The sequence below is a fragment of the Gloeobacter kilaueensis JS1 genome, from assembly GCF_000484535.1.
Taxonomy (GTDB): domain Bacteria; phylum Cyanobacteriota; class Cyanobacteriia; order Gloeobacterales; family Gloeobacteraceae; genus Gloeobacter; species Gloeobacter kilaueensis.
Genome location: NC_022600.1, coordinates 67,720 through 89,228, shown reverse-complemented (window position 1 = coordinate 89,228; position 21,509 = coordinate 67,720). Strand labels below are relative to the sequence as shown.

Sequence of the window (21,509 nt, the reverse complement as noted above, 5' to 3'; positions counted from 1 at the left end):
GTTGCAAGTATCGCCTTCATTGCAAATAAGCCTGGGTTGAAGCACATTTCACGGATTACCGGTTAATTTGCGCACCGAATACTTTAGTTGTTGTTTTGTAAATGAAAATTCCACGAACGGCAGAAGCTGTTTCCTGGGGCAAATACGTTTTTAGAACTCGCGCCGGGCAAAGATGAGCACTGCGAGGCTCAAGAGCAGGCCGGTATACAAAAGGGCGTAAAGCCCCGAGAGCGCCAGTTCACCAGGAGGGGGCAGTTGGCCGTAGACAGCACCGTTGCGCAGGTTCAGCCGCTCGAGATTCGGCAGTATCAGGTAGAGAAACTGGGTGAGTTGGGCGCTGAAGGCGTTTTTGGACAATCGGCCCAGGTTGAGCAGGTCCGCTGTAAAGTGGCCCACCAGATACAGCGAGATCGTGAAGATCGAGGCGAGTACGGGGCTGGTAAAGCTGCCAAAAAAGAGCGCCGCCGCGACGATCACGAGCAGTTCGAGATAGCCAAAGGCGACGGAGAGGCCCAGGGCAGCGGCGAGGCCGCCCGCCGGTACACGGCCTATCGCGAGCACGGCAGCAAAGCAGAGGCTCATCAAGGCGATGAGCACTGCGAGCACCGCCGCCAGGCCGAGGTGCTTGCCGAGGATAAATTCTGCCGGATCGAGGGGCTTGGCGATGAGCAGGTAGATCGTGCGCTTTTCGATTTCTTTGTAGAGCAGGCTGGTTCCCAGAAAGATAGCCACCACCAGACCGAACAGGTGAATCACCCCCAGACCCAGATCGAGGATGAGCTTGAACTCTGCCCCGGCGCTGAGATCCGGCAGCAGCCGCGCTCCCAATAGCAGCAGCACTGCAAACAGGACAATCAAATAGAGCACGCGGTCACGCACCGACTCGCGGAAGACATTGACCGCCACCGCCATAACCCGAACCGTGCTCACCCCTTCTCGCCCCCAGTCGTTTTTCTACTAAGATGCCCCGCCACAGGCGCGAAACGATCGTCTCGCTGCTGCCAATCTCACCCACGGGAAGGATGTGAGAAACCGAGATATTGTTACTATAAAAGAACTGACAAGGAGGCGCTCGATGACTCGCTCACTGATGCTATTGACGGCGGTGATCGCTGGTGGATGGTTGAGCAGCGGCCTGCTCCTACCGGCAGGTGCCCAGATTACGACCACTACCGGCGGCACCACCACCGGAATCACCACGGGCACAACGACTACCCCGCGCATACTCAATCCGAGCAGCAACCTGCCCGCTTCCCCACCGGTCTACGCGGGTCCCAATTTGCCCAGCAGCAGCAGCCCCGTCTCCGGCGGCGTGTACTCCGGCCAGGGCGGCAACTTGAATCCAGCTTCCGGCGGCTATGCCACGGGCACCTACTCTGGCGTTCAGCCTTCGGTCACTGCCGCTCCGACCACGGGGACGACCACACTGACCCCAAGTAATACACTTACTCCAAGTACAAATCAGGTGGGCACGCCAGCTTCGGGAGTAGGCTCGACTACTACCCAGCCCTGACAGGATCGATCAAGTGCGTCGTGGGATCTGAAAAGTTATTCAGATCCCACGACGCACATCGGTTGTTTTCGACAGTTATTCAAGATAGAAACAGGCGCTATTTTGCAGAAGGTGCTGGTTCAGCTCTCAAAATATCCATGTTTGCTTTGAGAGCCGCCTTCGTTCGATCCGAGAGCCCTTTGACCTCGAGGACATCCTCTGGCTTGCTGTAGGGTTGGTTCTGAACGATGAGCTGTGCCGAGGGCTGATCGAGACCGGCGCGGACCAGTTGGGCGACGGTGACGGCGTTGAGGTTCAAGGTTCTGGCCGCTGGAGCCGGGCTTGTGCCTGGCGTGGTCGTGCTCGGTGCCGTCCGCGCACCCGGCGTCTGGGTAGTGGTGGTCGTACTCGGTTCACTGGTCGTAGTCTGGGCGAGAACCGCTGTGCACACTCCCAGAAGAATCGCTCCACTGACAGCGAGGGCGCTCATCTTGCGGGCATGATGCTGCATTAGACTTTCTCCTTCCAAACTGGTTTCCAATCGCAGTATCTCTCGCAAATGACTTTAGTGTCCTCCTTGATATAGATGGAATTGAAATGTAGAAACTCTAAAACTCGGGCCATCTATGCTGATCAATACCAGCGCCAATGTAGAAGAACCAACTTTGCATTAGATTGAATGGACATGTGCAGAAGACGCACAGGTAAGTGATGACTATTGCCGGGCTATTTCAGACGCGCAGGCGCGGCGGCGGGGCCGATGGAGTGTCAGCACTTCTATCTATAAAAAGTGTGCGATCAAAAAATCGCCTTCCTGCTCGCGCCCTTCAGCGGGCGTGCTTTTCGAGCAAGCGGACGCAGTTGAGGGCCGAATAGCTGACCCCTGCCGTTCCTTCGCCGGGGTAGGTGCTGTCTCCCACCAGCCAGAGGTTGGCGATTGGGGTGCGGTTGGAGAGCGAGAAGGGGCCGAAGTGGTTGGGCCGCTGCCCGATGCCGCCGACGTAGCCGTAGGGCCGACCGGCATAGAACTGGAAGGTGCGCGGGGTGGCCGCTTCGGCGTGGACGATCTGCTCGCGCAGGTCCGGAAAGTAGCTCGCCAGTCTGTCGATCGCCGTCTCGGTGTACGCCGCCTTCATCGCTTCGTAGTCGGGAGCATCGATCCAGGCTCTGGCATTGGTGAAACTGGAGGCGATGATCGTGCTGTGGCCCTCGGGGGCGCGACCGTCGCCGGGACGGCTGACCGAGACGAAGAGCGAATTGTTCTCCGCCACCGGTCCGTCGAGGTCGTAGAGAAACTGCAGGTGGGGCGGGCAACCGGATGGGATCGCTTCTTCCCGCACTCCGAGATAGAGCACGAAGGCTCCCGGCGCTTCCGGCAGCTTGTCGATCTGCTCGCGATAGCGCACCGGCAGCACCGTCCCGAGCAGATCCGGCAGACTCCAGACCGGCACGTTCGCCACGATCTGAGCGGCCCGCAGTTCCCACTCCCGCTCGCGGCGGCGGTCAAAGACAACCACCCCGGCAGCCTTGCCCTGCTGGGTGCGGATCGCCTGCACCTTCTGGCCGGTAAGCAGCCGTCCTTTGTACTTGCGCAGCCCCTCCACCAGCCGCTCGCTCAAAACCTGCATACTGCCTTCGAGATGAAATAGACCGTGGGGCTCGCAGGAGAGGCCCAGGGAGACTGCGCCGTAGAGCACAGCGGTCTGGTCCGCCTCGGCGGTGGAGTAGAGCTTGAGCTGCATATCAAGAAAGCGGCGCAGCCGCCGGTCGCCTGTGAGGCGATAGTCCTTGAGCACATCCGCCACCGTGCGCAGGGCGTAGGGGGCCGTCAGCAACGTCCGGGGCCGGAGCTTGCCTGCGAGGGCCAGGTAGTCGCTGGGGTTGACCGGCGGGAGCAGGGGTTCGCGCTGATTAAAGTCCCAGCTCAGCTCAAACAGCTGGTCGAGCTTGGCCCAGAAGCGCTCGCTGCCCGCAAAGTGTTGGGAGCGCTCTGCCCGCCAGCGCACCGGATCGCGCCAGACATTGATCGCTTCTGTTTCGTCTGGCAGATAGACCGCGCAGGCCGGATCGCAGGGTGTGGCCGTCGGCGGTTCGATATTCAGTTCGCGGAAGACCCGCTCGTGGACGCCACCCGGTTCCAGTCCCGCCACCTGGGTCGCGCCGACATCGAAGGTAAAGCCGCGCCGCTTGAATGTCGAGGCGCAGCCGCCCGGCACGAACGCCTGCTCCAGTACCAGCACGTCGAAGCCACGGGCTGCGAGCAGTGCGCCCGCCGTCAGTCCGCCGATCCCGGCTCCAATCACCACCACCTGGCAGTCGCGCGAGGGACGGTCCATCATCTTTTCTGGCATCGCATACGTCCAGTTTTGTCGGTGGCGGGGTGTTCGGCAAGAGGCGGCGATTATCGGCCACCGCCCAATAGATAGAGCAGGGCCATCCGCACGGCGACACCGCTTGCCACCTGCTGGGAGACGAGGCTCAATCGTGGATCGTCGAGCAGGTCGGAACTGAGTTCGACGCCCCGATTGACCGGGCCGGGATGGAGCACGCGCACCTCAGGCCGGCAGTGGGCAAGTTTTTCGCGGGTGATGCCGTAGAGCCTGTGGTACTCGCGCAGGCTCGGCAGCAGATAGTCCCCCATCCGTTCTTTTTGTAACCTCAGGGTCATCACAAAGTCAGCACCCGCGAGGGCTGGTTCAAGCCGGTGGTGCAGGGTGACGCCGAACTGGGCAAATTCAGCCGGCAACAGGGTCGGGGGACCGGCGAGGTGGACATCAGCGCCACAGGTGACAAGGCTCCACAGGTTCGATCGCGCCACCCGCGAGTGGAGAATGTCACCGACGATCGCAATTTTTTTGCCTGCGAGCAGTTCGGGGCGTGGATCGTGCGGATCGAGCAGGGCACAGAGGGTAAACAGATCCAGCAACCCCTGGGTCGGATGTTCGTGCTGGCCGTCGCCGGCGTTGATCACACTTACGGGACTGCCCAGCTGTTCGAGATCCTGGGCGATGCTCTGCGGAACGCCGCTCAGGCTGTGGCGGACGACGACGATATCCATGCCCATCGCCAGGTAGGTGCGGGTGGTGTCAAAGATCGTCTCGCCCTTGGTGAGGGAAGAAGTAGACGGGCTGAAGTTGACGACATCCGCCGAGAGTGCCTTCGCCGCCAGCTCGAAGCTTGAGCGCGTGCGCGTCGAAGGCTCGAAGAACAGATTGACGATGATCCGCCCCTGCAGGGTGGGCACCTTGCGGTTGGGCCGGGCGAGCACCTGCTGGAAGCTACCCGCCGTCTGGAGAACCAGGGCGTATTCAACGAAGCTGAAATCGCTCAGACTGAGAATGTGGCGGCGGGTCCAGACCATGAGTAGACGACGGACGCAAAAATCGGCCTGCTCAGTATACGCCGCCTGCTCCTGGGCCAGCACGGTGCAGCCACTGGCTCCTCGTGCCTATGCCGTGGGACACAGGTACAAAATTCAAGAATTCTTTATGATGGGATTGTGCGATGAGGTTCCCGATATGCGCAAAACGATTGCAGTAATCACAGCTCTGGCGATGGGCTTCGGTCTGAATGCTTGGATGCTTGCCCAGCCCGGTCAGGCCAAAGAAAGACACACCGAGCGCGCCCGCGTCAGCTCCAATCGAGCCGAGTCGCGCGGCGAAAGAAGTTATACCTGTCGGGGCGAAGCCAAGCAGGACAGCGTGACCAAGGGTGCTGCCTACGGCGGTGTGGGCGGTCTGTTGCTCGGCGGCTTTACCGGTGCTGTCGTCGGAGCGGCAGCGGGTGCCGGTGTACAGCATCTCCAAAACAACGCCGCCTGTGGCCGCTAATGCCCCGGCTTTGACAAAAAGGCTCCCAGTTACGGGAGCCTTTTTAGTGCGTAGATTGCGCTGATCAAAGAACCTGCTCGACTTCGGCGACGCCAGGAATCAGTTCTCTCATGCGGCGCTCGATGCCCAACTTGAGCGTGTAGGTCGAACTGGGACAGGAGCCGCAGGCACCCTGCAGGCGCAGTTTGACGATCGGCCCTTCGATTTCGACCAGCTCGACGTTGCCCCCGTCGGACATCAGATAAGGGCGCATCTCGTCGAGCACCAGTTCAACGTTCTCGCGGTTGAGTTCGAGAGCTTCGTCCTCAAAAGTGTCTTTCATGCCATCTCTCCTGTTTCCCCTTCTCATCTTAGTGCCACTGGCAGCGGCTTTCGGGGGGTAGGCTGGGGAGATGGAAGATGTGATCGTCGTCGGGGCAGGGATTACTGGACTGGCTGCTGCCCGTATTCTCAGGCGAGCCGGTCTAAAAGTTAAGTTACTCGAAAAGTCGCGGGGAGTCGGTGGCCGCCTCGCGACCCGCCGGGTCGAGACGCCCTACGGAACGGTGTCCGTCGATCACGGTGCCCAGTACTTTACCTGCCGCAGCGACACTTTTCGCGCCTTTCTCGCCCCCCTCATCGCCCAAAAGGAAGTAGCAGTCTGGATCGAGAGCGTACCGACTCTAAAGGCGGACGGCAGCCTCGAAGCCGCCAGTGCTGAGCACCGCTCGCCGCGCTACGTCTGCCCGGCGGGGATGAGTACCCTCGCCAAACATCTAGCGCAGGATCTGCAAGTCCTCCTCGAGCACCGGGTGCAGTCGATCGCCCCCACCGATAGCGGCCACTGGCAGGTCCACACCGAGAACGGCGCGTGCGAGGAGGCGCGCGCTGTGCTCCTCACCGCTCCGCCGGCGCAGAGCCTCGTCATCGCCGATGACTTTGCCGACGATCCTGCCTTTGCCCCGGCCAGCACCGTCGATTTTCAGCCCTGTCTGGCGCTCATCGCCGGTTACGGCCCGGTGCCGCCGGATAAATTGCCGGTTGCCCTGCGCTGGGAGGACGATCCGATTCTTGCCTGGAGCGCGGTGGATTCTTCCAAGCGCCTGCATCCGGTCTCTCTCACCCTTGTTCTCCACGCTCAGCCCGAATTCAGTCATCAATTTCTTGAGGCGGACTCTGAGCTAACGACCGGCGAGATCTTGCACCACTGTGCGAAGCGGCTTGCCCCCTACACGCCCCTCGATCTGGCCCAGCCAGAGTGGGTACAGCTGCACCGCTGGCGCTACGCAATGCCCGACAACCCGCTCAAAGAGAACTTTCTGGCCATTCATACCCCCGCTCCACTGCTGATGGCCGGCTGCTGGTGCGCGGGGGCGCGGGTAGAGGGCGCTTTTGTTTCTGGCGAGGCCGCCGGTCGGGCGCTCCTGCAATGCCTCGATCGCTAGGGCTGCTGCTGGTCGCCTGTAGCTTTGGTCTGGCTGTCCTCTGGTTGCAGCGGCCCAGCCTGACACCGACATCCGATCGCGTCGCTGGAATCAATCAGCCCACCCGGCTACCGGCTCCGTTCGTGCTCCATTCTCGGGCTTTTGGCTGGCGCAACCTGCTCGCCGACTGGCTCTGGCTGCAGTACGTCCAGTATTTCGGCGATGTCGCGGCGCGCAAAAAAAGCGGCTATGGTCTCAGTGCCGAGTACATTCAGGCGATCACAGCCCTCGACCCGGCGTTTATCTTTGCCGCTACTCAGGCCAACTACGCCGTCGCCGAGCAGATGGGCGCTCCCAAAGAGGCGATCGCTATTTTGACGGCGGCAGCAAAGCGCAACCCTGGTCGAGCAGACGCTCTCGGGATGCCCGGTAGCTGGTATCTCTGGCGGCTGGCGGGTTCGGTCGCCTTTCGGCACCTGGGCCACTACCGGCAGGCCGCCGCCTACTTCGAGCGGGCCGCCCGCGAACCGGGCGCACCCGCCGTCATGCGCGACAACGCCGCCGCTTTTTATAACGCAAGCAATGACCGCGAGCGGGCAATTCAGCTCTGGCGCGAATTTTATGTTTCCGCCCCGACAGCCCAACTGCGCGCCGAAGGCCGCCGCCGCCTTGCAGCTCTCGGGGTCGAGGTGCCTTGAGAGTGATATAAAAGTCATCTCCACCGCAGCAGGCACATAACCTGGCCCGGTGTCCAGTTTTCCAGTTCCAAATCAGCTAGCTGCAGTGCCTGCTTCGGCGCTACGTGCGGCTTCGACCCATTGCGCCAGCTCCACAGTGATGCCCTCCGGTCCCCAAAGAAAGACCAGTTTTCGCCCATGAAAGTCCATAATCTCGTTGCGAAGTTGGACGCCCCTCGCTTCAAGCCTTGCCACCTCAGCCTCCAGATCGTCCACGGCAAAGCAGACGTGGTTGAACCCCAGTTTGGTAAGATTGCTGATCGCCGGGTCGGGGAGAAAATGCGGATGGTGGTACTTCAGTAATTGCACTTCTGTTCGCGGTGAGACATCGGCGAGGACGAGCGTGACGTGTTCGGCCTCAATGCCGTCTACTCCCATATAGGCCGAGAACTTTGGGCCCGCGATCACGACAGACTTGTCTTCCTCGAACCCCAGCAGGCCGAAAAACTGCTGGGCCGCCCGGACATCTTGTACTACGACGGTAACGTGGTCAAAATGTTTGATCATGCTCTCTGCTCCTGTAGTCAGTTAGCGCTCAGCCTGGCGTTCCTGTTCTGTCATTTTTGGACTTTTCAATGACACAGGCAAAAGCTACACTAGCAGTATAATTTTTGTTGCATTTCTATACCATTAAGGCCAACCTGGGTTCATGGAGTTTGAATTCGACGATGCCAAAAGCGCGGCAAACAAGATCAAGCATGGGATTTCCTTCGATGAGGCACAAGCCATCTGGGAAGATTCCGCCTATCTTGAGATTCCAGCAAAAACGATAGACGAGCCCCGTAATATGATCATTGGCTTAATCGGTAACAAACACTGGTCAGCCGTAATCACCTACCGCGATGACCGCATCCGCTTGATCTCGGTGAGACGTTCAAGAATTGAGGAGATAGAACTTTATGAAAGCATCTGATTTTGACCAGCATTTTGATGATACTGATCAGGACATGACGGCCATGCTTGATATCAGTAAAGCGAGCCGTCCAGGACTCCGCACAAAACGGGTCAATGTAGATTTTCCCGATTGGATGGTGAAGTCTCTTGATAGAGAAGCAAACCGCTTGGGTGTTACGCGCCAGTCTCTTATCAAGCTTTGGATCGCAGAGGGCTTGAAGAGCAGGGGTCTAGTCGGCCCGTAGCGCTCGATAGAGGGTCTGCCTGCTGACCTTCAGCATGCTCGGTGAGGCTGTAGAACTTTACCCCCACTGTTTCAGAACTGATTCGTAAAGTTGTCAAGAGGTTTCGGAGGCAGGCTGGGTAACGGTCAATCTTTGTAGGACCAGGCAAATATTCGCCAAGTTGGTCATCGACTCACTACTCTCTGGCACTGCTTGTAATCTTTGCTCAACCATCGGCAGTAACTCGACCTATCGCATCCTTGGAAAGACATTTAACGTCTCCCTTTTGATTCGATACTGAAAAGATCAGTTCAAGATCTACGGTGACGATGACAAACCCTCAAGAATCTGAGCAATTCTTGATCTTGTATATACTAAAGCAGGATCTTCATCGCGCCTGTCGTTGTGGTAGTGCTCCCCTTCGTCAAATGCGAGGTAAATCTCTAAAAATAGGGCTGGAGGACTTTCACCCGCCGAGATTATCACGCCGTAAATATCATTCATGATTGCGTTGCAAGATTCAAAGCTCAGTTTAGAGTTATGGAAGCTGCGCGCCAGATAGGTAGCTATTTGGTCAAACATAACTGTACGTGACTGAGCGCTCAGGACACTCCATCTTTGAATCTCATTCTCAGTGATGTGAACTCGGCTGGAATAGGGTTTACTCGCTTGAGCCTCATTAAAAAACTTTAGCTCAGTCGCTACAGCTTCAAAAGGCACACCATCCCCCCTGTCTCTTGCGTTGCACAAAACCTCCTTAGATCCTGTCTGCATTGTGCTAATCAACCGTGCTCCCCTGCTAGATGCACTGAGCCGGCGGTGCCGCTCATGCCGTCTCAGCTTGTTTTGCTTGCGCTTCACGCTGGCGGCGGGCATGGTAGCGACCAAGAGGGCTGTCCGCCCGGCAGCGCTCCAGCTCATCGATCAGTTGCTGGATGGCTGCGCTGCTCTGGCGCAAGCCCGCGCTAGCCGCCCGTAGCTGTTCGCTTAGCTGTTGACGAGCCTGCTCATCTGGCCTCCAGGGCTGAGTGTCAGTTGTCTTTTCGCTCATGGCAATCTCCAGGTGCGTTTGACTTGCTCGATGCTGAGCAGAGCGGTGTCTACCTGCTCAGAGCTGAGAACGGCGGTTTGCCTCAATTTTCGCACAGCATCGCTGGCAGATTCGGGCAGAGAAATGGCGATCAGCAACAGCAGGTCACTCAAGGCGAACAGGCCGGCCATGTGAGTGAGAATTAACCCGCTTGGTGGCCAGGATAGCGGCAGCCAGGGGTAGAATTGCTGTGCAAGTTCAAGCCTGCAAGGCAGCAGACGGGCTAGCGTCCCTCGGCTTTTTGGACCCTCGGCTTGCGGCTGACCGGTCGTCGGGGTCTAAGCTTGTGGGCGGTGGGCGGCAGGCCAATATCCGGAATCTGCTGGAAGCGCCGCGCTTCTTCGAGCGCCGGTAGCTCGGTATAACCGACCCAGTGGATGCAATCGACCGGGCAGCAGTCGATCGCCTCCTGAATGCGGTCTTCGTCGTCGCCGTCTTGATTGATCACCCGCGAGCGGCCATACTCGGACTCTAGATAAAAGGTGCCCCGCGCCACGTAGGCGCAGTGACCGCAGCCAATGCAGGTTATCTCATCGACGTAGACCGCCTTCTGGCGCAACATCCCGCCCAGTTCCGGCTCGTAACCGGAGCGCGCCTGGCCCGAGCGCAGCACACCGCCCAGTTCTGGCTCGTAGCCCGAGCGGATCGCTGCCGGTTCTTCCGCGCTCATCAGCCGTTCCAGCGCTGGAGCACCAGCCGCAGCGTGCCGTCCTCACGATTTTCCTGGGTAACGACGTTAAAGCCCTTGGGAGCCGACTCGGCTAGAACCGTGTGCAGGGCATAGCGCTGGGAAACCTTGCCCAAAAAGCGTTCCAGCGTCCAGCGCTGCTGCCAGAACTGCACGTCGGTGACAAGCTCGTATTCCTGGCCGTTCCAGACAAATCCGACATCGTGTCCGTTTTCCTGGCGGATCACCAGATGAGCCGGGCGCGTCTGGCCGCGATAGCCGCGTACCGTGACATTGCCGCGCTCACAGACAATATCAAGATCGGCCAGGGCCTTTTGCAAGGCATCCAGATCGCGGATGCGCGTCTTGATTTGGGAAAAATGGGACATGGGTAGGCTCCTGCGGCTCTTCGAGATTCAGTGAGGTTCAAAAGTATTCCACAATGACTGAGACACCTGCGCCTGCTGGTAGTACTCGGCGGTGAGCTGCGTATGACAGGTGTGGCCCAGCGCCTGCTCGATCGAGCGGGTCAGCTCCGAGCAGCTATTGCCTGTGACCCCCTCGACGCGCTCCTCGACGCGGCCATCAGGATGGATGATGAATTCGATTTGTTCCATGGTGTGCAACAAAACCAGCAGACAGGACAGACAGCAGAGGCGATCTAGCTTGTAAAGAACAAGACGAGTTAGTAGTCATGGTCTCCTAAGAATTATTCGCCGTCAAGCGACAGAGGGAGGAAGCTACAGGCCCACGCGTTCTACCAAAAAGCAGGCATTGGAGGGATTAAGATCGTCTCGATCGGCTTGTGTATTTGCTCACGATGATCCTTTCGCGCTCTCAGGTTCTGCTCGTTCTGGCCCTCACCGCCCTCGTGCTGTTGCTGGTGGCTCAGATCTGGCGGACACTGGCGCAGATCGACCTGGCCATTGCCTTCAGCTGGACAGCCCTGTTGCAGGGCGTCGGCGTGGGAGTGGCGATCAGTCTCCTCAGCCTGCTGGTCTACCAGCTGTGGCCCGCCTACCGCGAGAGCGCCATTCAATATATGGAAATGGTGCTCGCTCCTCTAAGCCGCCTCGATTACCTCTGGCTCGGACTGCTGCCCGGCTTGAGCGAGGAATTGCTCTTTCGGGGGGTGGCCCTGCCGGCGATCGGGCTTGTTGCCAGCAGCGTGCTTTTTGGTCTGCTCCATATCTGGGACTGGCGTCACTGGCCCTACGCGCTCTGGGCGACGCTCATCGGCCTTCTACTCGGGGGGGCGATGCTCGTTACGGGCAATCTGCTGGTGCCTGTCGTCGCTCATATTTTGATCAACTGGCTGTCGTGCCTGCTCTGGCCCAAGCTCGTGCGCCAGACATGAAAAAGGGCGGAGGTAGTTGTGATTAGCTTTTTGCGCGGCCAGCTTGTCGAAGTCGGTCCACGCAGCGGCCAGAGTTGGGCGACGCTGGAGGTGGGCGGCGTCGGCTACCGCGTCTGGATTCATGCCCGCACCGTCCGGCAACTGCCGCGCATCGGCGAGGAGGTGAAGCTTTTTACGGCCTTCATCGTCCGCGAGGACGCGATGCAGCTATTTGGCTTTTTAGAAGCGAGCGAGCGCGAACTCTTTGATCAGCTCATCTCGGTGAGCGGCATCGGGCCACGCATGGGCCTGGCGCTCCTCGAAACCCTTGCTCCCACCGAACTGGTCCAGGCCATCCTCCAGGGCAACACCCGTGCCCTCGCCCTCGCCCCCGGCATCGGTGCCAAGACCGCCCAACGCCTCGCCCTCGAACTGCGCACCCGCCTTTCTAAGTGGCGCGAGGAGGCGGGCATCGCCGCCGTCGGGGCAAAAGCTGACACCCGCATCTACGCCGAGGTGGAGATGGCCCTGCTCGCTCTGGGCTTCGCTCCAAATGAAACCGTAAAAGCCCTCGACGCCATCGCCCCGGCCCTGGCCGAAGAACAACAGACCGAAGTCTGGCTTAGAAGCGCAATCAGCTGGCTCTCAGAGGAAAGATAGCTCTAAACGTTCTCAACTATTAAACAGCTAACTCAATAGACCTGCGAGCACTCTCATGTAATGCATGAAGATATTCTCTCTGACGAACACTATTTGCTCCTCGAACTGAACCACGACGAAGAAGGTCGCCAAAGAGGCGCTGCGCATCAAGCTTGCTTACAATAAAATCTGCACTTGGAATCCTTCGCCATTGATTGTCATCAGCTAGACTTTTCGCTTCTATTTCGGCCGAATTCAAATAAAATCTCCATAGGTCAATAGCTTGTTCTTCTGTCGTCAGTGCAGGAAGTGAAACCTCATTTATCAAGCGACCCCTTAAAGCTGGCACTTGCTCTTTATAACGCTCCAACGCATCAGGAGTAAGAGCTAGCATCAGGAACAAGTATCTTGGCAATGCATCTATCAAAGCACGCAAAGCTGAAAGATATCTTACTGTATTCATAATGGATAATGTAGAACCCTGCTTTTCTAGCTCATCTAACAATAGAAAGATACCCTCAAGAGTGCCTACAGCTGCGCTGAAGTAAACAATGTCTTGTAGAGCACGAGTTCTAGATTCGACTGTATCAAGCCGAAATTGAACGCTTATCTCATCACGATGCGCTTTCCTAACAGGAAGCCCTATAAGCCATTGATAAGCAAGTGAGCAACGCCTTTGAAGTTTATCATCAGTATCAGCTCCAATTAAAGATCTCACCATGATCTTTACTTCTGGAACTTTCACTTGCTCTATAACATCTTGCCTCTTGGAATCAAGTTGGATTTTTTTGCGTAATTCTGTTACAGTTCTTGCTAAATGCTCTTCACCAAGGTTTTCAAATATTGATCTAATGAGTGGGTCAAAAGATGGCTCTGGGTCTGCAATGTACCTGATCACAAAAAATCCTTTAGGAGCAAGCTTCTCGCGAAGAGCAGTCTCATAAGCATTTAGAAGATTTGTTTTTCCGATTCCCTGAGTCGCAGTAACAGCAATGACGTGAGATCTGCGATCAGAATAAAATGCTATAACTTCAGAGTCAATTTGCTTGTCAGCGGGTGTTGATAAGTGAGGATGACCACTAGTTTGATTAGCACTTGGAAACGGATTTGAGACGATACCAAACTTTTCATACAGAGTTCTTCGATGATCATACGGACGAGCATCTGGGACCTCATCAGCAAATAGATGCTCAAGTGGCATGGTTAACTCCTTCAATCCTTATTCTTACAGCCGCTGTTCCTGGTAACAGAAAGTCACCGCGATAAAGAAATATTTTTTCGATTTGAGGACGTCCATCTACTACCTGTAACGCCCACATATGGTGCTTCTCAAACCGAGTATCTGGTGTTGATCCTTCAGCATACACGCTGAGCAAATTTTTGTCTATAGCTTTCAGTAGATTCTCCCTTGAAAACACGGGATGCAAAGCACAATCACGAGCCAGCTCCTCTAGCCATCTACCAGACAAAATCCACGTAGACTCGACCTGACTACTTATGCTTTGATAAACCTTTATTGCTCGGTTTGCGAAATCGCTTGTATTGAAAACTGAATCAGTTGCAACGACACCTATATTAGGTATGGAAAGGGAACAGCCCGCAATATCTCCAAGCATTAGGTATGTCCTCAATGCTGAAGATGAGACAGGCCAGTCGTTTGGGATAGTTTGCAGTACCCGCCTCTCATTAAGATGATTAACAAATGTACTAAATGATGGAACGTCAATAAGACAGTTCCTTACACAGAGTATATTTTGTGTAGTCACACAATTCCATAGTTCTTGCAAGCTTAAAGTACAAAATAAGCTTTTGCCATCAGTGGTTATCAAATTACCACTAAGAAGAAAGTTTTTGTATCGCGTTGCTTGATCTCGCGTTTTGATGTCAAGCAATTCGATAATTTCATTATTAGCAACACTACCGTGCTCTATAAGTTCTCTCATTAAAATGAGCATTTTACTAGGCGAGAATGAGTATGAACCAGTAAGATTCTGCAATGTTTTGTCAATATTAGTCTGTGTATGTTCTGCGGACGTATTATCTTCTTTATTGGTAAATTGTACACCAGTCTTAGTAATGGGAGAGATGGTTTCTATATGTGTTATCTCTGAGGAATCCTCTAAATCTGAAGACTTACCCAAACTAGATTCACCGAACCTTCCAAAAAGCAAGTCTCGCTGAGTATAGTACGGTTGCCAATCAATGGTTCCTGATGCGCCTATGGCTCTTAGCTCAACAGAATCACCATCTTCATTAGATAGGCGTAGGCAACCGAAGGTGATCGCAAGTTCCCAAAGTACATCTGTAAATGGTACAAAATATAGTCCACCATTGAAGGGGTGATGAAGAACTCCTGTCAATGTTTTTCCACTAAAACCTGAAGTTGAGCGAGCTTGAAAGTAAAAAACTTCAATTCCTTCAGATATTGCCATTCGAGCCATACCTTGATCACTTGTTAATAGAACAAGAGGATGACTAGGGCGAACCTGAAGCTGAAATCGACGTGCAGTTTCAACTATTAGCCGATCCCCAAAACTTTTGACAATGCCGGTTAATCCCAATGCTTTATCTTCTTGATCGTTACTAGGAGCAACTATCCCGCGTAAAGGATCAGCTCCCAAATCTCCTCGTTCTAATTCGACATTAGAATTTGATTCAAGACGCAGCAGCGTGCCTTGACCACCTTGACTAAGAATATGTTGATTCAGAGCCTGAGATCGATAGGAAGACCTACCTCTGCTATCTTCCTTGTTCCTTAATTTAGAGAAGAAATTGTCCACATTGTTCAAAATCTCCATGTAGACGATGGCTGGAATTTTTACCCTAGCATAAGGCATCAAAAATTTTGCAACAAAGTCCAATGCTCCTTGATGTACTGCTGTGGTGTCAGGAACAATAGTTGTAGGTTTAAGAAGAGGCATTTTCGCCATAGCACCAATGTCAAACGTTGGTAGTAGCAGTAAGGTTCTCCGAACTACGTCTTGCAACCCCTGACCAAAGTATTTTTCTATTGCTTTCCTTTCTTTCTCACTAATTTTACCTACTCCGTTTAATGCATTGGTGATATTAGCAGACAGCTCTTCAGTTGAAGGTACTGACCACTCAAAGCCGCCGTAATTAACGGCATTCAAGTTGTTAAATTCGTGTTTTACATAGAAGAATTGTACTTTTCCAATCTCTACCCATACATTGTCTCCAAAACAAATATCTTCTCCGACATAAATTCTAAATGAGCTACTTTTGGTAATAATTCTACTGATAAAATTAGCAACGGCTTGCTTTGTGAGAAGCGAAAAAGTCATTTTTGCTTACCTCTATCGAATTGAAATAGCAATACCTGGCAGATGACAAAATGTGTCATATATCCACTGCAAATGATGTCGAAGGGATAGAAGCTGATGTTGACGCAAAGTAATTGCATCCCCATTTTTCAATTTTTCCTCTTGCTCTGTACTAATCCAGCTAGAGACATTCTCTCCAAGGATATCGTCAACGAGTTTTATAAGCCTGTCAAAGTCTTGTACTGTCTTGTTGCTTGTTAGATCGTCTGAAAGCTGAATATTTAGTGCATCTCTCAAAGCATCGGATCGTTTATTGCAAGTGATTGAGTTGAGAGTACTTTGGGGCAATTCTAAGGAATAGATACATTCATAAAACGAGGAAGTATCCACTAGAGTGTTGCTTCCTGTATCTATAAAATTCTGCTGAAGTGAGCTAGGGTGCCAGATAGAGATCTTTGCAAACCCACGTATATTACTCATCTTGTCTCTCAGATAAGGTTCTAAATTGTAGCAAACATGAGCGGAGGCTTTAAATAGCAAGTCAACTGATAAGTAAGAATTTCAGCCAGTCCGCAAGCCATTCCTCTTTGGAGCAACTACACTGACCGATCTCTTCGAGCGTTAAATATATTTGGTACTTCCCTTAGAAGCCTGAGAGGTGGGGTACTCCTAAATTGAAGGCAGAGGTACAGAGATAGGGAACTACGTCCAGGTCGTACGTAAAAGGTCGTACATGGGATTGGCTCTCCTCGAAACCAGCGCTCTGACCGAAATAGTATAGGTCATTATCTAAGGCAGCACCTGTGTCCTTGCCTTTGATTTGGTATCTACGTCGGGGTCAGGGTAAGTCTGCTCGCTCTGGATTTTGCGCCGAACGACACCGTCCGGGCGATCGACACCATTGCCTCTACCCTGTCCGGGGAGCAGCAAACCGAAGTCTGGCTCCGAAACGTGATAGCTGGTTTTTAAGCAAGGTTAGCGTAGCTATGTACGGAAGAATGCTCCACATGCCATGCTGGTCGGGATAATCGTCTGACGAAAACAGATGAATGGTCCCAGGACACGAGAAAACGGAACGGCTGGAGGTGCGTTTGAGCAGTGAGGGTAAGGTTCTGCTCACAGAGGCCGCTCAGCTTGCCGGGCGGGGGGGCGGAGTGTAGGCGATTTTGTTCTGGGCATTGCCCTGCAAGCTGCTGGTAAGACTGTTCAGGGGCACAGCTTTCTACAGTTGAGCAATCAGGACTAGCACACTTTTGTCGAGACGCTTCTCAATCCTCCTGAGCCGAATATTCATCTGTGACAGGCAGCCAGGAATATCTCCGGTCAGTGCAGAGTGAACCCTGAAAATTCAGGCAAAGCTCGGTATATGATTCATTGCCTGCTTTTAGAATCAGCTACAAAATCTCTCCTTCTGCGGATGCTGAGGCGCAGGGCAAGGCGAGAGATTGGGAAGGCAAAAGATCTGTTGTACTATCGCCATGCAACTCGATGTCGGCTGCACCCTGAATTATCGGTGCGCCCAACCTGCCACCCTGCTTCTTACGATCCGGCCCCACGACGGCGACGGCCAGCGGGTGATCGAAGAAAGTTTCCAGAGCGATCCCCCTCTCAATCAAGAGGCGTTCGTAGACAGCTTCGGCAACCGCACGGTGCGCCTTCTGGCTCCTGAGGGGCTGCTGCGCATCAGCTACCGCGCCTCGGTTGTGCTCACGCCCTTCGTCTACGACGCCCAGTCGTTGCCCCGCCAGTGCGAACCATCGGAGTTGCCGCCGCCGATTATTCCCTTTGTTTTTCCCAGCCGCTACTGCCAATCGGACCGGCTGGTGCGTCTGGCAGGCCATATTACTGCAGCGACAGAGCCCGGCTACGCCCGCGTGGAAGCCATCTGCGACTGGGTTCACGACAACGTCGAATACTGCTACGGCACCAGCGACGCCCACACCTCCGCCGCCGATACGGTCAGTGAACGGGTAGGTGTCTGCCGCGACTTTGCCCACCTGGGCATCGCTCTTTGCCGGGCCGCCGGAATTCCGGCCCGCTTTGTGGCAGGCTACGCCCTCAAGCTCGACCCGCCCGACTTCCATGCCTACTTCGAGGCGTACCTGGACGGACAGTGGTACCTGTTCGACGCGACGCGCAAGGTGCCCAGAGAAGGGCTGGTACGCATCGCCACGGGCCGGGATGCGGCGGATACGTCCTTTGCCAACCTCTTCGGGGCGGTGCAGCCGGAGCAGATGAGCGTCTGGTGCCAGCAGGTGGCAGCCCCGACTCCGGCAGACTTTGTGGGCGACGGGCAACCGGTCCCGGCGCGCATCGATTAGAAGTAGCCCGAGCGATCTTCAGCTCGCAGCGAATCTTCGCCTTTTGGCCAGGTATGGCGGGAGTGCCTGCGGCGCTACGATGCTTGCAGAACGCTTACTCGCGCTATGGCAGACGACCTTTCACTCGAAGATCTCGACCGGCTCCTGCGCATCGACCGGCTCATCCGTCTCGGGCAGGCGCGCAGCACCATGCAACTGGCCCGCGCCCTCGCGGCGAGTCCGCCCGCGATCCAGCGCGCCCTGTTAAAGCTGCGCGACAGCTACGGCGCACCGCTGGTGGTCGATCGGGTCCGGGGCTACATCTACAAGGAGCCGGGCTGGAAGTTGCCGCCTCTGCCTTTTACCCTGGGTGAACTGTTCGTGCTGCTGGCGGGCAACCGCATCCTCGCCGAATCGGAAGGGACGCTCCACACCGCCGAGGTCCGTGCCGCCATCGATCAGCTGGTCCATCAGTTGCCCAGCCGCCGCTGGATAGACCTGGAGACGCTGCGCGATTATCTCCACGTCGAGGCCACCAGCCGCATCGCCAGCTTCAGCTACGAGGTCTGGACGCAGCTGTACGAGACTTTTGAATCCGGCCTCCAGGCGTTCGTCGATTACGCGCCGCCCGGCGAGCCGCCGGTGAGTCGGCTCGTCAACCCCTACCTGCTCTATATCTGGCGCGGCCATACGCCCTATCTGATCGGCTACGACCTGGGCAGCAAAAAATTCGAGGTGCTGCGCGCCGATCGCATCCGCTCGATCCGGGCGCGGGGTGAACGCTTCGAGCGCGACCCGGCCTTTGACCCGGCACCGCTCATCGCTCAGATCGCCGAAGAGCAGGCCGGTACACTCACGACACCGGTGAGCATTCTCTTCTCGCCCAAAGCTATCGCCACCCTGCAGGGCCGCCTGCTCCATCCGAGCCAGCAGATCTCGCTGCTGCCAGATGGCTCGCTGCGCCTGCAACTCAAGGTGGCTGATCTTAACGAGATCAAGCGCTGGGTGCTCAGTTTCGGTTCCGAGGCAACGGTCGAAGAACCGCGAGCACTGGTAGAACAGATCCAAAGTGATCTGAGGCAACTGGCAGCCCGCTACGGACTGGGACAAGAAGTGGCCAAAAAATCTTCTGTCGGCAGCTGACCCATTTGCGGACCCAATCGCGCTTTAGACGGTGAGGGGCCAATCGCCTTCTCTATCTATCGGTAGTTTCTCTTGCCGGTTGCCGTCCGCAAAATGCTCACTATGCCTACCAGCCTCGTCCCCTTTGTGACTCCCAAGGAGTGGAACCTCGCCAAGCGCATCCAGCAACGCGAGCAGGGCGACGTGCGGCTGATTCTCTGGCGGCTGGGCTTTATCAGCATCTACCAACTCGCTGAATTGCTCGAACGCGAAGGATTTTAAGCAATCTCTCACTAGCTGGACCTGCGCCCACACTGGATGGAGGTGGGAGCCGTCCCCCCTGTGACAGCAAAGGGGGTTAGCACTTGAAGTCCGAGAGTGCTAATTTGATAAATGGAATTTCGATTTCCAAGGAGAGAGAGCTATGGCAACTATCACCGTGGCGGCATCTTCCCTCAAGCCCCTCGGCGACCGGGTGCTGGTAAAGGTGCTGGCGCAGGAGGAGCGGACGGCAGGGGGCATCTTGCTTCCTGACACCGCCAAGGAGAAGCCCCAGCTTGGTGAGGTGACTGCCGTTGGAGCGGGGCGGCTCACCGACAAGGGCGAGCGGCTGGCGCTTGAGGTGCAGGTGGGCGATCGGGTGCTCTACGCCAAGTACGCCGGTACAGAGATCAAGGTGGCTGGCGAGGAGTACATCCTGCTGGCAGAAAAAGACATTCTGGCTGTCGCGCAGTAGGACCAGCCAATTCAACCTTTGGGAGAGAGTGCAATGGCAAAGTCGATTGTATTTGACGAGAATGCGCGTCGGGCGCTCGAGCGGGGCGTCGATGCCCTGGCCGACGCGGTGCGCGTCACCCTTGGACCCAAGGGGCGCAACGTCGTGCTCGAAAAGAAATTCGGCGCACCCCAGATCGTCAACGACGGTGTGACGATCGCAAAAGAGATCGAACTGGAAGATCCGCTCGAAAACACCGGTGCGCAGCTCATTCGTGAGGTCGCCTCCAAGACCAACGACGTCGCCGGTGACGGCACCACCACCGCGACGGTGCTGGCCCAGGCGCTGATCCGCGAGGGTCTTAAAAACGTCGCCGCCGGTGCCAACCCGATCAGCCTCAAGCGCGGCATCGAGAAGACCGTGGCCAAACTGGTCGATGAGATTGCCGCCATCGCCAAACCGGTCGAAGACAACAAGACGATCGCCGAGGTGGCGACGATTTCTGCCGGCAACGACGAGGAGATCGGCAAGATGGTCTCCGAGGCGATGGAAAAAGTCGGCAAAGAAGGCGTGATCACCGTCGAGGAATCCAAGTCCCTCAGCACCGAACTGGAGGTGGTCGAGGGGATGCAGTTCGACAAAGGCTACGTTTCGCCCTACTTTGCCACCGACGCTGAGCGGATGATCAGCGAACTGGAGGAGCCGTTTATTCTGCTCACCGACAAAAAGATCTCGATCATTCAAGATCTGATTCCGGTGCTCGAAAAAGTGGCTCGGGCCGGTCGGCCACTGCTCATCATCGCCGAGGATGTCGAGGGCGAGGCGCTGGCGACGCTGGTGGTCAACAAGCTGCGCGGCGTCCTCAATGCGGTTGCCGTCAAGGCTCCCGGTTTCGGCGACAGGCGCAAGGCGATGCTGCAGGATATCGCTGTGCTCACCAGCGGCGATGTGATCTCAGAAGAAGTCGGCCTCAAGCTCGAAAACGTCACGATCGACTCGCTCGGCAAGGCGCGCAAGGTGACGATCACCAAGGACAAGACGACGATCGTCGCCGGTACCGAGAACAAGGCAGCCGTCGAAAAGCGCGTCGCCCAGATCCGCAAGCAGATCGATGAGTCCGACTCCGACTACGACCGCGAGAAGCTCCAGGAGCGGCTTGCCAAGCTCGCAGGCGGTGTCGCCGTCATCAAAGTGGGGGCGGCGACTGAGACCGAACTCAAGGAGCGCAAGCTGCGCATCGAGGACGCCCTCAACGCCACCAAGGCGGCGGTCGAAGAAGGGATCGTGCCCGGCGGCGGCACCACGCTGCTGCATCTCACCAAGAAGATCCCCCAGATCAAGGCGGGATTGAACGACGACGAGAAGACCGGCGCGGATCTCATCGCCCGCGCCCTCGAAGCGCCCCTGCGTCAGATCGCCGACAACGCCGGTTTAGAAGGCTCGGTGATCGCCCAGAAGGTACGCGAGCAGGGCACAAATATCGGCTACGACGCCCTCAAAGGCGAGTTCGTCGATATGCTCGAAGCGGGCGTGGTCGATCCGGCGAAGGTGGCGCGCTCGGCGCTGCAGAACGCCGCCTCGATCGCGGCGATGGTGCTCACCACCGAGGTGCTGATCGTCGATAAGCCCGAGAAGAAGAAGGCGGCTGCCCCCGACATGGGCGGTATGGGCGGCATGGGTGGTATGGGCGGCATGGGCGGCATGATGTAGCCCGCCGCCGCTTCCTGCAAAGCCTGTGCCCGTCCGTGGCGCAGGCTTTGCCTTTAGGGGTGTGCGTAA

At 56.3% G+C, this 21,509-nt stretch carries 29 protein-coding genes; 14 read left to right on the top strand and 15 right to left on the bottom strand.

What is annotated here, in order from left to right:
* Positions 1 to 150: 150 nt before the first annotated feature.
* The gene (locus tag GKIL_RS00415) at positions 151 to 930 is read right to left on the bottom strand and encodes an ABC transporter permease (protein ID WP_144080281.1); all 780 of its coding nucleotides are present in this window, start codon (positions 928 to 930) and stop codon (positions 151 to 153) included.
* A 145-nt stretch (positions 931 to 1,075) separates the two neighbouring features.
* Between GKIL_RS00415 and GKIL_RS00410 the strand changes: the two genes are divergently transcribed.
* Entirely contained in the window at positions 1,076 to 1,513 is a 438-nt protein-coding gene (locus GKIL_RS00410; RefSeq protein WP_023171325.1) for a hypothetical protein, read from the top strand.
* 97 nt (positions 1,514 to 1,610) lie between these two features.
* Here the strand turns inward: GKIL_RS00410 and GKIL_RS00405 are convergent, their stop codons facing one another.
* The 3 genes from GKIL_RS00405 to GKIL_RS00395 all read right to left on the bottom strand — a co-directional run bounded on the left by GKIL_RS00405 (position 1,611) and on the right by GKIL_RS00395 (position 4,853).
* Entirely contained in the window at positions 1,611 to 2,003 is a 393-nt protein-coding gene (locus GKIL_RS00405) for a photosystem II complex extrinsic protein U (RefSeq protein WP_023171323.1), read from the bottom strand.
* Positions 2,004 to 2,319: 316 nt separating this feature from the next.
* A complete protein-coding gene (gene crtD, locus GKIL_RS00400; protein ID WP_023171322.1) occupies positions 2,320 to 3,843 on the bottom strand; it encodes a C-3',4' desaturase CrtD in 1,524 nt (507 codons plus the stop codon).
* Between the two features lie 50 nt (positions 3,844 to 3,893).
* On the bottom strand, positions 3,894 to 4,853 hold the full coding sequence (locus GKIL_RS00395; RefSeq protein ID WP_041243618.1) for an aspartate carbamoyltransferase catalytic subunit: 960 nt from the start codon (positions 4,851 to 4,853) through the stop codon (positions 3,894 to 3,896).
* Between the two features lie 157 nt (positions 4,854 to 5,010).
* On the opposite strand from GKIL_RS00395, the gene GKIL_RS00390 reads away from it, so the two are divergent.
* Complete coding sequence (locus tag GKIL_RS00390) at positions 5,011 to 5,322, top strand: hypothetical protein (protein ID WP_023171320.1); 312 nt, start codon at positions 5,011 to 5,013, stop codon at positions 5,320 to 5,322.
* Positions 5,323 to 5,386: 64 nt separating this feature from the next.
* On the opposite strand, the gene GKIL_RS00385 is transcribed toward GKIL_RS00390, so the two are convergent.
* On the bottom strand, positions 5,387 to 5,644 hold the full coding sequence (locus GKIL_RS00385) for a NifU family protein (protein WP_023171319.1): 258 nt from the start codon (positions 5,642 to 5,644) through the stop codon (positions 5,387 to 5,389).
* Positions 5,645 to 5,714: 70 nt separating this feature from the next.
* On the opposite strand from GKIL_RS00385, the gene GKIL_RS00380 reads away from it, so the two are divergent.
* Both GKIL_RS00380 and GKIL_RS00375 read left to right on the top strand, forming a co-directional pair.
* Positions 5,715 to 6,746 (top strand): NAD(P)/FAD-dependent oxidoreductase, encoded by a 1,032-nt coding sequence (locus tag GKIL_RS00380; protein ID WP_023171318.1) that lies wholly within the window; start codon positions 5,715 to 5,717, stop codon positions 6,744 to 6,746.
* A complete protein-coding gene (locus GKIL_RS00375) occupies positions 6,731 to 7,423 on the top strand; it encodes a tetratricopeptide repeat protein (protein ID WP_023171317.1) in 693 nt (230 codons plus the stop codon). The genes GKIL_RS00380 and GKIL_RS00375 overlap by 16 nt, the downstream gene beginning before the upstream one ends.
* A gap of 72 nt (positions 7,424 to 7,495) precedes the next feature.
* Here the strand turns inward: GKIL_RS00375 and GKIL_RS00370 are convergent, their stop codons facing one another.
* Positions 7,496 to 7,969 carry a VOC family protein gene (locus GKIL_RS00370; RefSeq protein ID WP_023171315.1) on the bottom strand — a complete coding sequence of 158 codons (474 nt, stop codon included), beginning with the start codon at positions 7,967 to 7,969 and terminating at the stop codon, positions 7,496 to 7,498.
* Between the two features lie 142 nt (positions 7,970 to 8,111).
* Between GKIL_RS00370 and GKIL_RS00365 the strand changes: the two genes are divergently transcribed.
* Both GKIL_RS00365 and brnA read left to right on the top strand, forming a co-directional pair.
* On the top strand, positions 8,112 to 8,375 hold the full coding sequence (locus GKIL_RS00365; RefSeq protein ID WP_023171314.1) for a BrnT family toxin: 264 nt from the start codon (positions 8,112 to 8,114) through the stop codon (positions 8,373 to 8,375).
* Positions 8,362 to 8,601: a type II toxin-antitoxin system BrnA family antitoxin gene (gene brnA, locus GKIL_RS00360; RefSeq protein WP_023171313.1), complete on the top strand. Its 240-nt coding sequence runs from the start codon at positions 8,362 to 8,364 to the stop codon at positions 8,599 to 8,601. The genes GKIL_RS00365 and brnA overlap by 14 nt, the downstream gene beginning before the upstream one ends.
* A gap of 297 nt (positions 8,602 to 8,898) precedes the next feature.
* Here brnA and GKIL_RS24380 read toward each other — a convergent pair whose 3' ends face one another.
* From GKIL_RS24380 to GKIL_RS00340, 6 genes are all read right to left on the bottom strand, one after another.
* Positions 8,899 to 9,300 (bottom strand): hypothetical protein, encoded by a 402-nt coding sequence (locus GKIL_RS24380; RefSeq protein ID WP_144080280.1) that lies wholly within the window; start codon positions 9,298 to 9,300, stop codon positions 8,899 to 8,901.
* 106 nt (positions 9,301 to 9,406) lie between these two features.
* Positions 9,407 to 9,631: a hypothetical protein gene (locus GKIL_RS00355; protein WP_041243617.1), complete on the bottom strand. Its 225-nt coding sequence runs from the start codon at positions 9,629 to 9,631 to the stop codon at positions 9,407 to 9,409.
* Positions 9,628 to 9,801, bottom strand: coding sequence for a hypothetical protein (locus tag GKIL_RS25095; RefSeq protein ID WP_023171311.1), 174 nt, complete (start codon positions 9,799 to 9,801; stop codon positions 9,628 to 9,630). Before GKIL_RS25095 ends, GKIL_RS00355 begins: the two co-directional genes overlap by 4 nt.
* A 92-nt stretch (positions 9,802 to 9,893) precedes the next feature.
* Positions 9,894 to 10,340: a ferredoxin gene (locus GKIL_RS00350; RefSeq protein ID WP_023171310.1), complete on the bottom strand. Its 447-nt coding sequence runs from the start codon at positions 10,338 to 10,340 to the stop codon at positions 9,894 to 9,896.
* Entirely contained in the window at positions 10,340 to 10,726 is a 387-nt protein-coding gene (locus GKIL_RS00345) for a DUF1257 domain-containing protein (protein WP_023171309.1), read from the bottom strand. The genes GKIL_RS00350 and GKIL_RS00345 overlap by 1 nt, the downstream gene beginning before the upstream one ends.
* Before the next feature lie 27 nt (positions 10,727 to 10,753).
* Positions 10,754 to 10,954, bottom strand: coding sequence for a DUF2997 domain-containing protein (locus GKIL_RS00340; protein ID WP_023171308.1), 201 nt, complete (start codon positions 10,952 to 10,954; stop codon positions 10,754 to 10,756).
* A 203-nt stretch (positions 10,955 to 11,157) separates the two neighbouring features.
* On the opposite strand from GKIL_RS00340, the gene GKIL_RS00335 reads away from it, so the two are divergent.
* Positions 11,158 to 11,694, top strand: a complete 537-nt coding sequence (locus GKIL_RS00335; protein ID WP_023171307.1) for a CPBP family intramembrane glutamic endopeptidase — start codon at positions 11,158 to 11,160, stop codon at positions 11,692 to 11,694.
* Between the two features lie 18 nt (positions 11,695 to 11,712).
* Positions 11,713 to 12,333: a Holliday junction branch migration protein RuvA gene (ruvA, locus tag GKIL_RS00330; RefSeq protein ID WP_023171306.1), complete on the top strand. Its 621-nt coding sequence runs from the start codon at positions 11,713 to 11,715 to the stop codon at positions 12,331 to 12,333.
* Positions 12,334 to 12,352: 19 nt separating this feature from the next.
* Here the strand turns inward: ruvA and GKIL_RS24375 are convergent, their stop codons facing one another.
* Genes GKIL_RS24375 through GKIL_RS24365 form a run of 3 tightly spaced genes read right to left on the bottom strand, consistent with a single transcriptional unit; the run spans position 12,353 to position 16,073 of the window.
* Positions 12,353 to 13,513 (bottom strand): P-loop NTPase fold protein, encoded by a 1,161-nt coding sequence (locus tag GKIL_RS24375; protein ID WP_023171305.1) that lies wholly within the window; start codon positions 13,511 to 13,513, stop codon positions 12,353 to 12,355.
* Positions 13,503 to 15,614, bottom strand: coding sequence for a PIN domain-containing protein (locus GKIL_RS24370; RefSeq protein WP_023171304.1), 2,112 nt, complete (start codon positions 15,612 to 15,614; stop codon positions 13,503 to 13,505). The genes GKIL_RS24375 and GKIL_RS24370 overlap by 11 nt, the downstream gene beginning before the upstream one ends.
* 12 nt (positions 15,615 to 15,626) lie before the next feature.
* Positions 15,627 to 16,073, bottom strand: coding sequence for a hypothetical protein (locus GKIL_RS24365; protein ID WP_144080279.1), 447 nt, complete (start codon positions 16,071 to 16,073; stop codon positions 15,627 to 15,629).
* 691 nt (positions 16,074 to 16,764) lie between these two features.
* Here GKIL_RS24365 and GKIL_RS25800 point away from each other — a divergent pair.
* The 6 genes from GKIL_RS25800 to groL all read left to right on the top strand — a co-directional run bounded on the left by GKIL_RS25800 (position 16,765) and on the right by groL (position 21,440).
* Entirely contained in the window at positions 16,765 to 16,839 is a 75-nt protein-coding gene (locus tag GKIL_RS25800; RefSeq protein ID WP_420841406.1) for a hypothetical protein, read from the top strand.
* A gap of 232 nt (positions 16,840 to 17,071) precedes the next feature.
* Entirely contained in the window at positions 17,072 to 17,914 is an 843-nt protein-coding gene (locus tag GKIL_RS00325; RefSeq protein WP_023171302.1) for a transglutaminase domain-containing protein, read from the top strand.
* 105 nt (positions 17,915 to 18,019) lie between these two features.
* The gene (locus GKIL_RS00320; protein ID WP_023171301.1) at positions 18,020 to 19,036 is read left to right on the top strand and encodes a helix-turn-helix transcriptional regulator; all 1,017 of its coding nucleotides are present in this window, start codon (positions 18,020 to 18,022) and stop codon (positions 19,034 to 19,036) included.
* Between the two features lie 93 nt (positions 19,037 to 19,129).
* Positions 19,130 to 19,297 carry a DUF2949 domain-containing protein gene (locus GKIL_RS24355; RefSeq protein WP_023171300.1) on the top strand — a complete coding sequence of 56 codons (168 nt, stop codon included), beginning with the start codon at positions 19,130 to 19,132 and terminating at the stop codon, positions 19,295 to 19,297.
* A gap of 142 nt (positions 19,298 to 19,439) precedes the next feature.
* A complete protein-coding gene (gene groES, locus GKIL_RS00315) occupies positions 19,440 to 19,751 on the top strand; it encodes a co-chaperone GroES (RefSeq protein ID WP_023171299.1) in 312 nt (103 codons plus the stop codon).
* Between the two features lie 33 nt (positions 19,752 to 19,784).
* On the top strand, positions 19,785 to 21,440 hold the full coding sequence (gene groL, locus GKIL_RS00310; RefSeq protein WP_023171298.1) for a chaperonin GroEL: 1,656 nt from the start codon (positions 19,785 to 19,787) through the stop codon (positions 21,438 to 21,440).
* Positions 21,441 to 21,509 lie beyond the last annotated feature (69 nt).

Coding starts and splice junctions, on each gene's coding strand:
- GKIL_RS00410 (WP_023171325.1), top strand. CDS start 1,076: ATGACTCGCTCACTGATGCTATTGACGGCGGTGATCGCTGGTGGATGG.
- GKIL_RS00405 (WP_023171323.1), bottom strand. CDS start 2,003: ATGCAGCATCATGCCCGCAAGATGAGCGCCCTCGCTGTCAGTGGAGCG.
- crtD (WP_023171322.1), bottom strand. CDS start 3,843: ATGCCAGAAAAGATGATGGACCGTCCCTCGCGCGACTGCCAGGTGGTG.
- GKIL_RS00395 (WP_041243618.1), bottom strand. CDS start 4,853: ATGGTCTGGACCCGCCGCCACATTCTCAGTCTGAGCGATTTCAGCTTC.
- GKIL_RS00390 (WP_023171320.1), top strand. CDS start 5,011: ATGCGCAAAACGATTGCAGTAATCACAGCTCTGGCGATGGGCTTCGGT.
- GKIL_RS00385 (WP_023171319.1), bottom strand. CDS start 5,644: ATGAAAGACACTTTTGAGGACGAAGCTCTCGAACTCAACCGCGAGAAC.
- GKIL_RS00380 (WP_023171318.1), top strand. CDS start 5,715: ATGGAAGATGTGATCGTCGTCGGGGCAGGGATTACTGGACTGGCTGCT.
- GKIL_RS00375 (WP_023171317.1), top strand. CDS start 6,731: ATGCCTCGATCGCTAGGGCTGCTGCTGGTCGCCTGTAGCTTTGGTCTG.
- GKIL_RS00370 (WP_023171315.1), bottom strand. CDS start 7,969: ATGATCAAACATTTTGACCACGTTACCGTCGTAGTACAAGATGTCCGG.
- GKIL_RS00365 (WP_023171314.1), top strand. CDS start 8,112: ATGGAGTTTGAATTCGACGATGCCAAAAGCGCGGCAAACAAGATCAAG.
- brnA (WP_023171313.1), top strand. CDS start 8,362: ATGAAAGCATCTGATTTTGACCAGCATTTTGATGATACTGATCAGGAC.
- GKIL_RS00355 (WP_041243617.1), bottom strand. CDS start 9,631: ATGAGCGAAAAGACAACTGACACTCAGCCCTGGAGGCCAGATGAGCAG.
- GKIL_RS25095 (WP_023171311.1), bottom strand. CDS start 9,801: ATGGCCGGCCTGTTCGCCTTGAGTGACCTGCTGTTGCTGATCGCCATT.
- GKIL_RS00350 (WP_023171310.1), bottom strand. CDS start 10,340: ATGAGCGCGGAAGAACCGGCAGCGATCCGCTCGGGCTACGAGCCAGAA.
- GKIL_RS00345 (WP_023171309.1), bottom strand. CDS start 10,726: ATGTCCCATTTTTCCCAAATCAAGACGCGCATCCGCGATCTGGATGCC.
- GKIL_RS00340 (WP_023171308.1), bottom strand. CDS start 10,954: ATGGAACAAATCGAATTCATCATCCATCCTGATGGCCGCGTCGAGGAG.
- GKIL_RS00335 (WP_023171307.1), top strand. CDS start 11,158: ATGATCCTTTCGCGCTCTCAGGTTCTGCTCGTTCTGGCCCTCACCGCC.
- GKIL_RS24375 (WP_023171305.1), bottom strand. CDS start 13,513: ATGCCACTTGAGCATCTATTTGCTGATGAGGTCCCAGATGCTCGTCCG.
- GKIL_RS24370 (WP_023171304.1), bottom strand. CDS start 15,614: ATGACTTTTTCGCTTCTCACAAAGCAAGCCGTTGCTAATTTTATCAGT.
- GKIL_RS24365 (WP_144080279.1), bottom strand. CDS start 16,073: ATGAGTAATATACGTGGGTTTGCAAAGATCTCTATCTGGCACCCTAGC.
- GKIL_RS00325 (WP_023171302.1), top strand. CDS start 17,072: ATGCAACTCGATGTCGGCTGCACCCTGAATTATCGGTGCGCCCAACCT.
- GKIL_RS00320 (WP_023171301.1), top strand. CDS start 18,020: ATGGCAGACGACCTTTCACTCGAAGATCTCGACCGGCTCCTGCGCATC.
- GKIL_RS24355 (WP_023171300.1), top strand. CDS start 19,130: ATGCTCACTATGCCTACCAGCCTCGTCCCCTTTGTGACTCCCAAGGAG.
- groES (WP_023171299.1), top strand. CDS start 19,440: ATGGCAACTATCACCGTGGCGGCATCTTCCCTCAAGCCCCTCGGCGAC.
- groL (WP_023171298.1), top strand. CDS start 19,785: ATGGCAAAGTCGATTGTATTTGACGAGAATGCGCGTCGGGCGCTCGAG.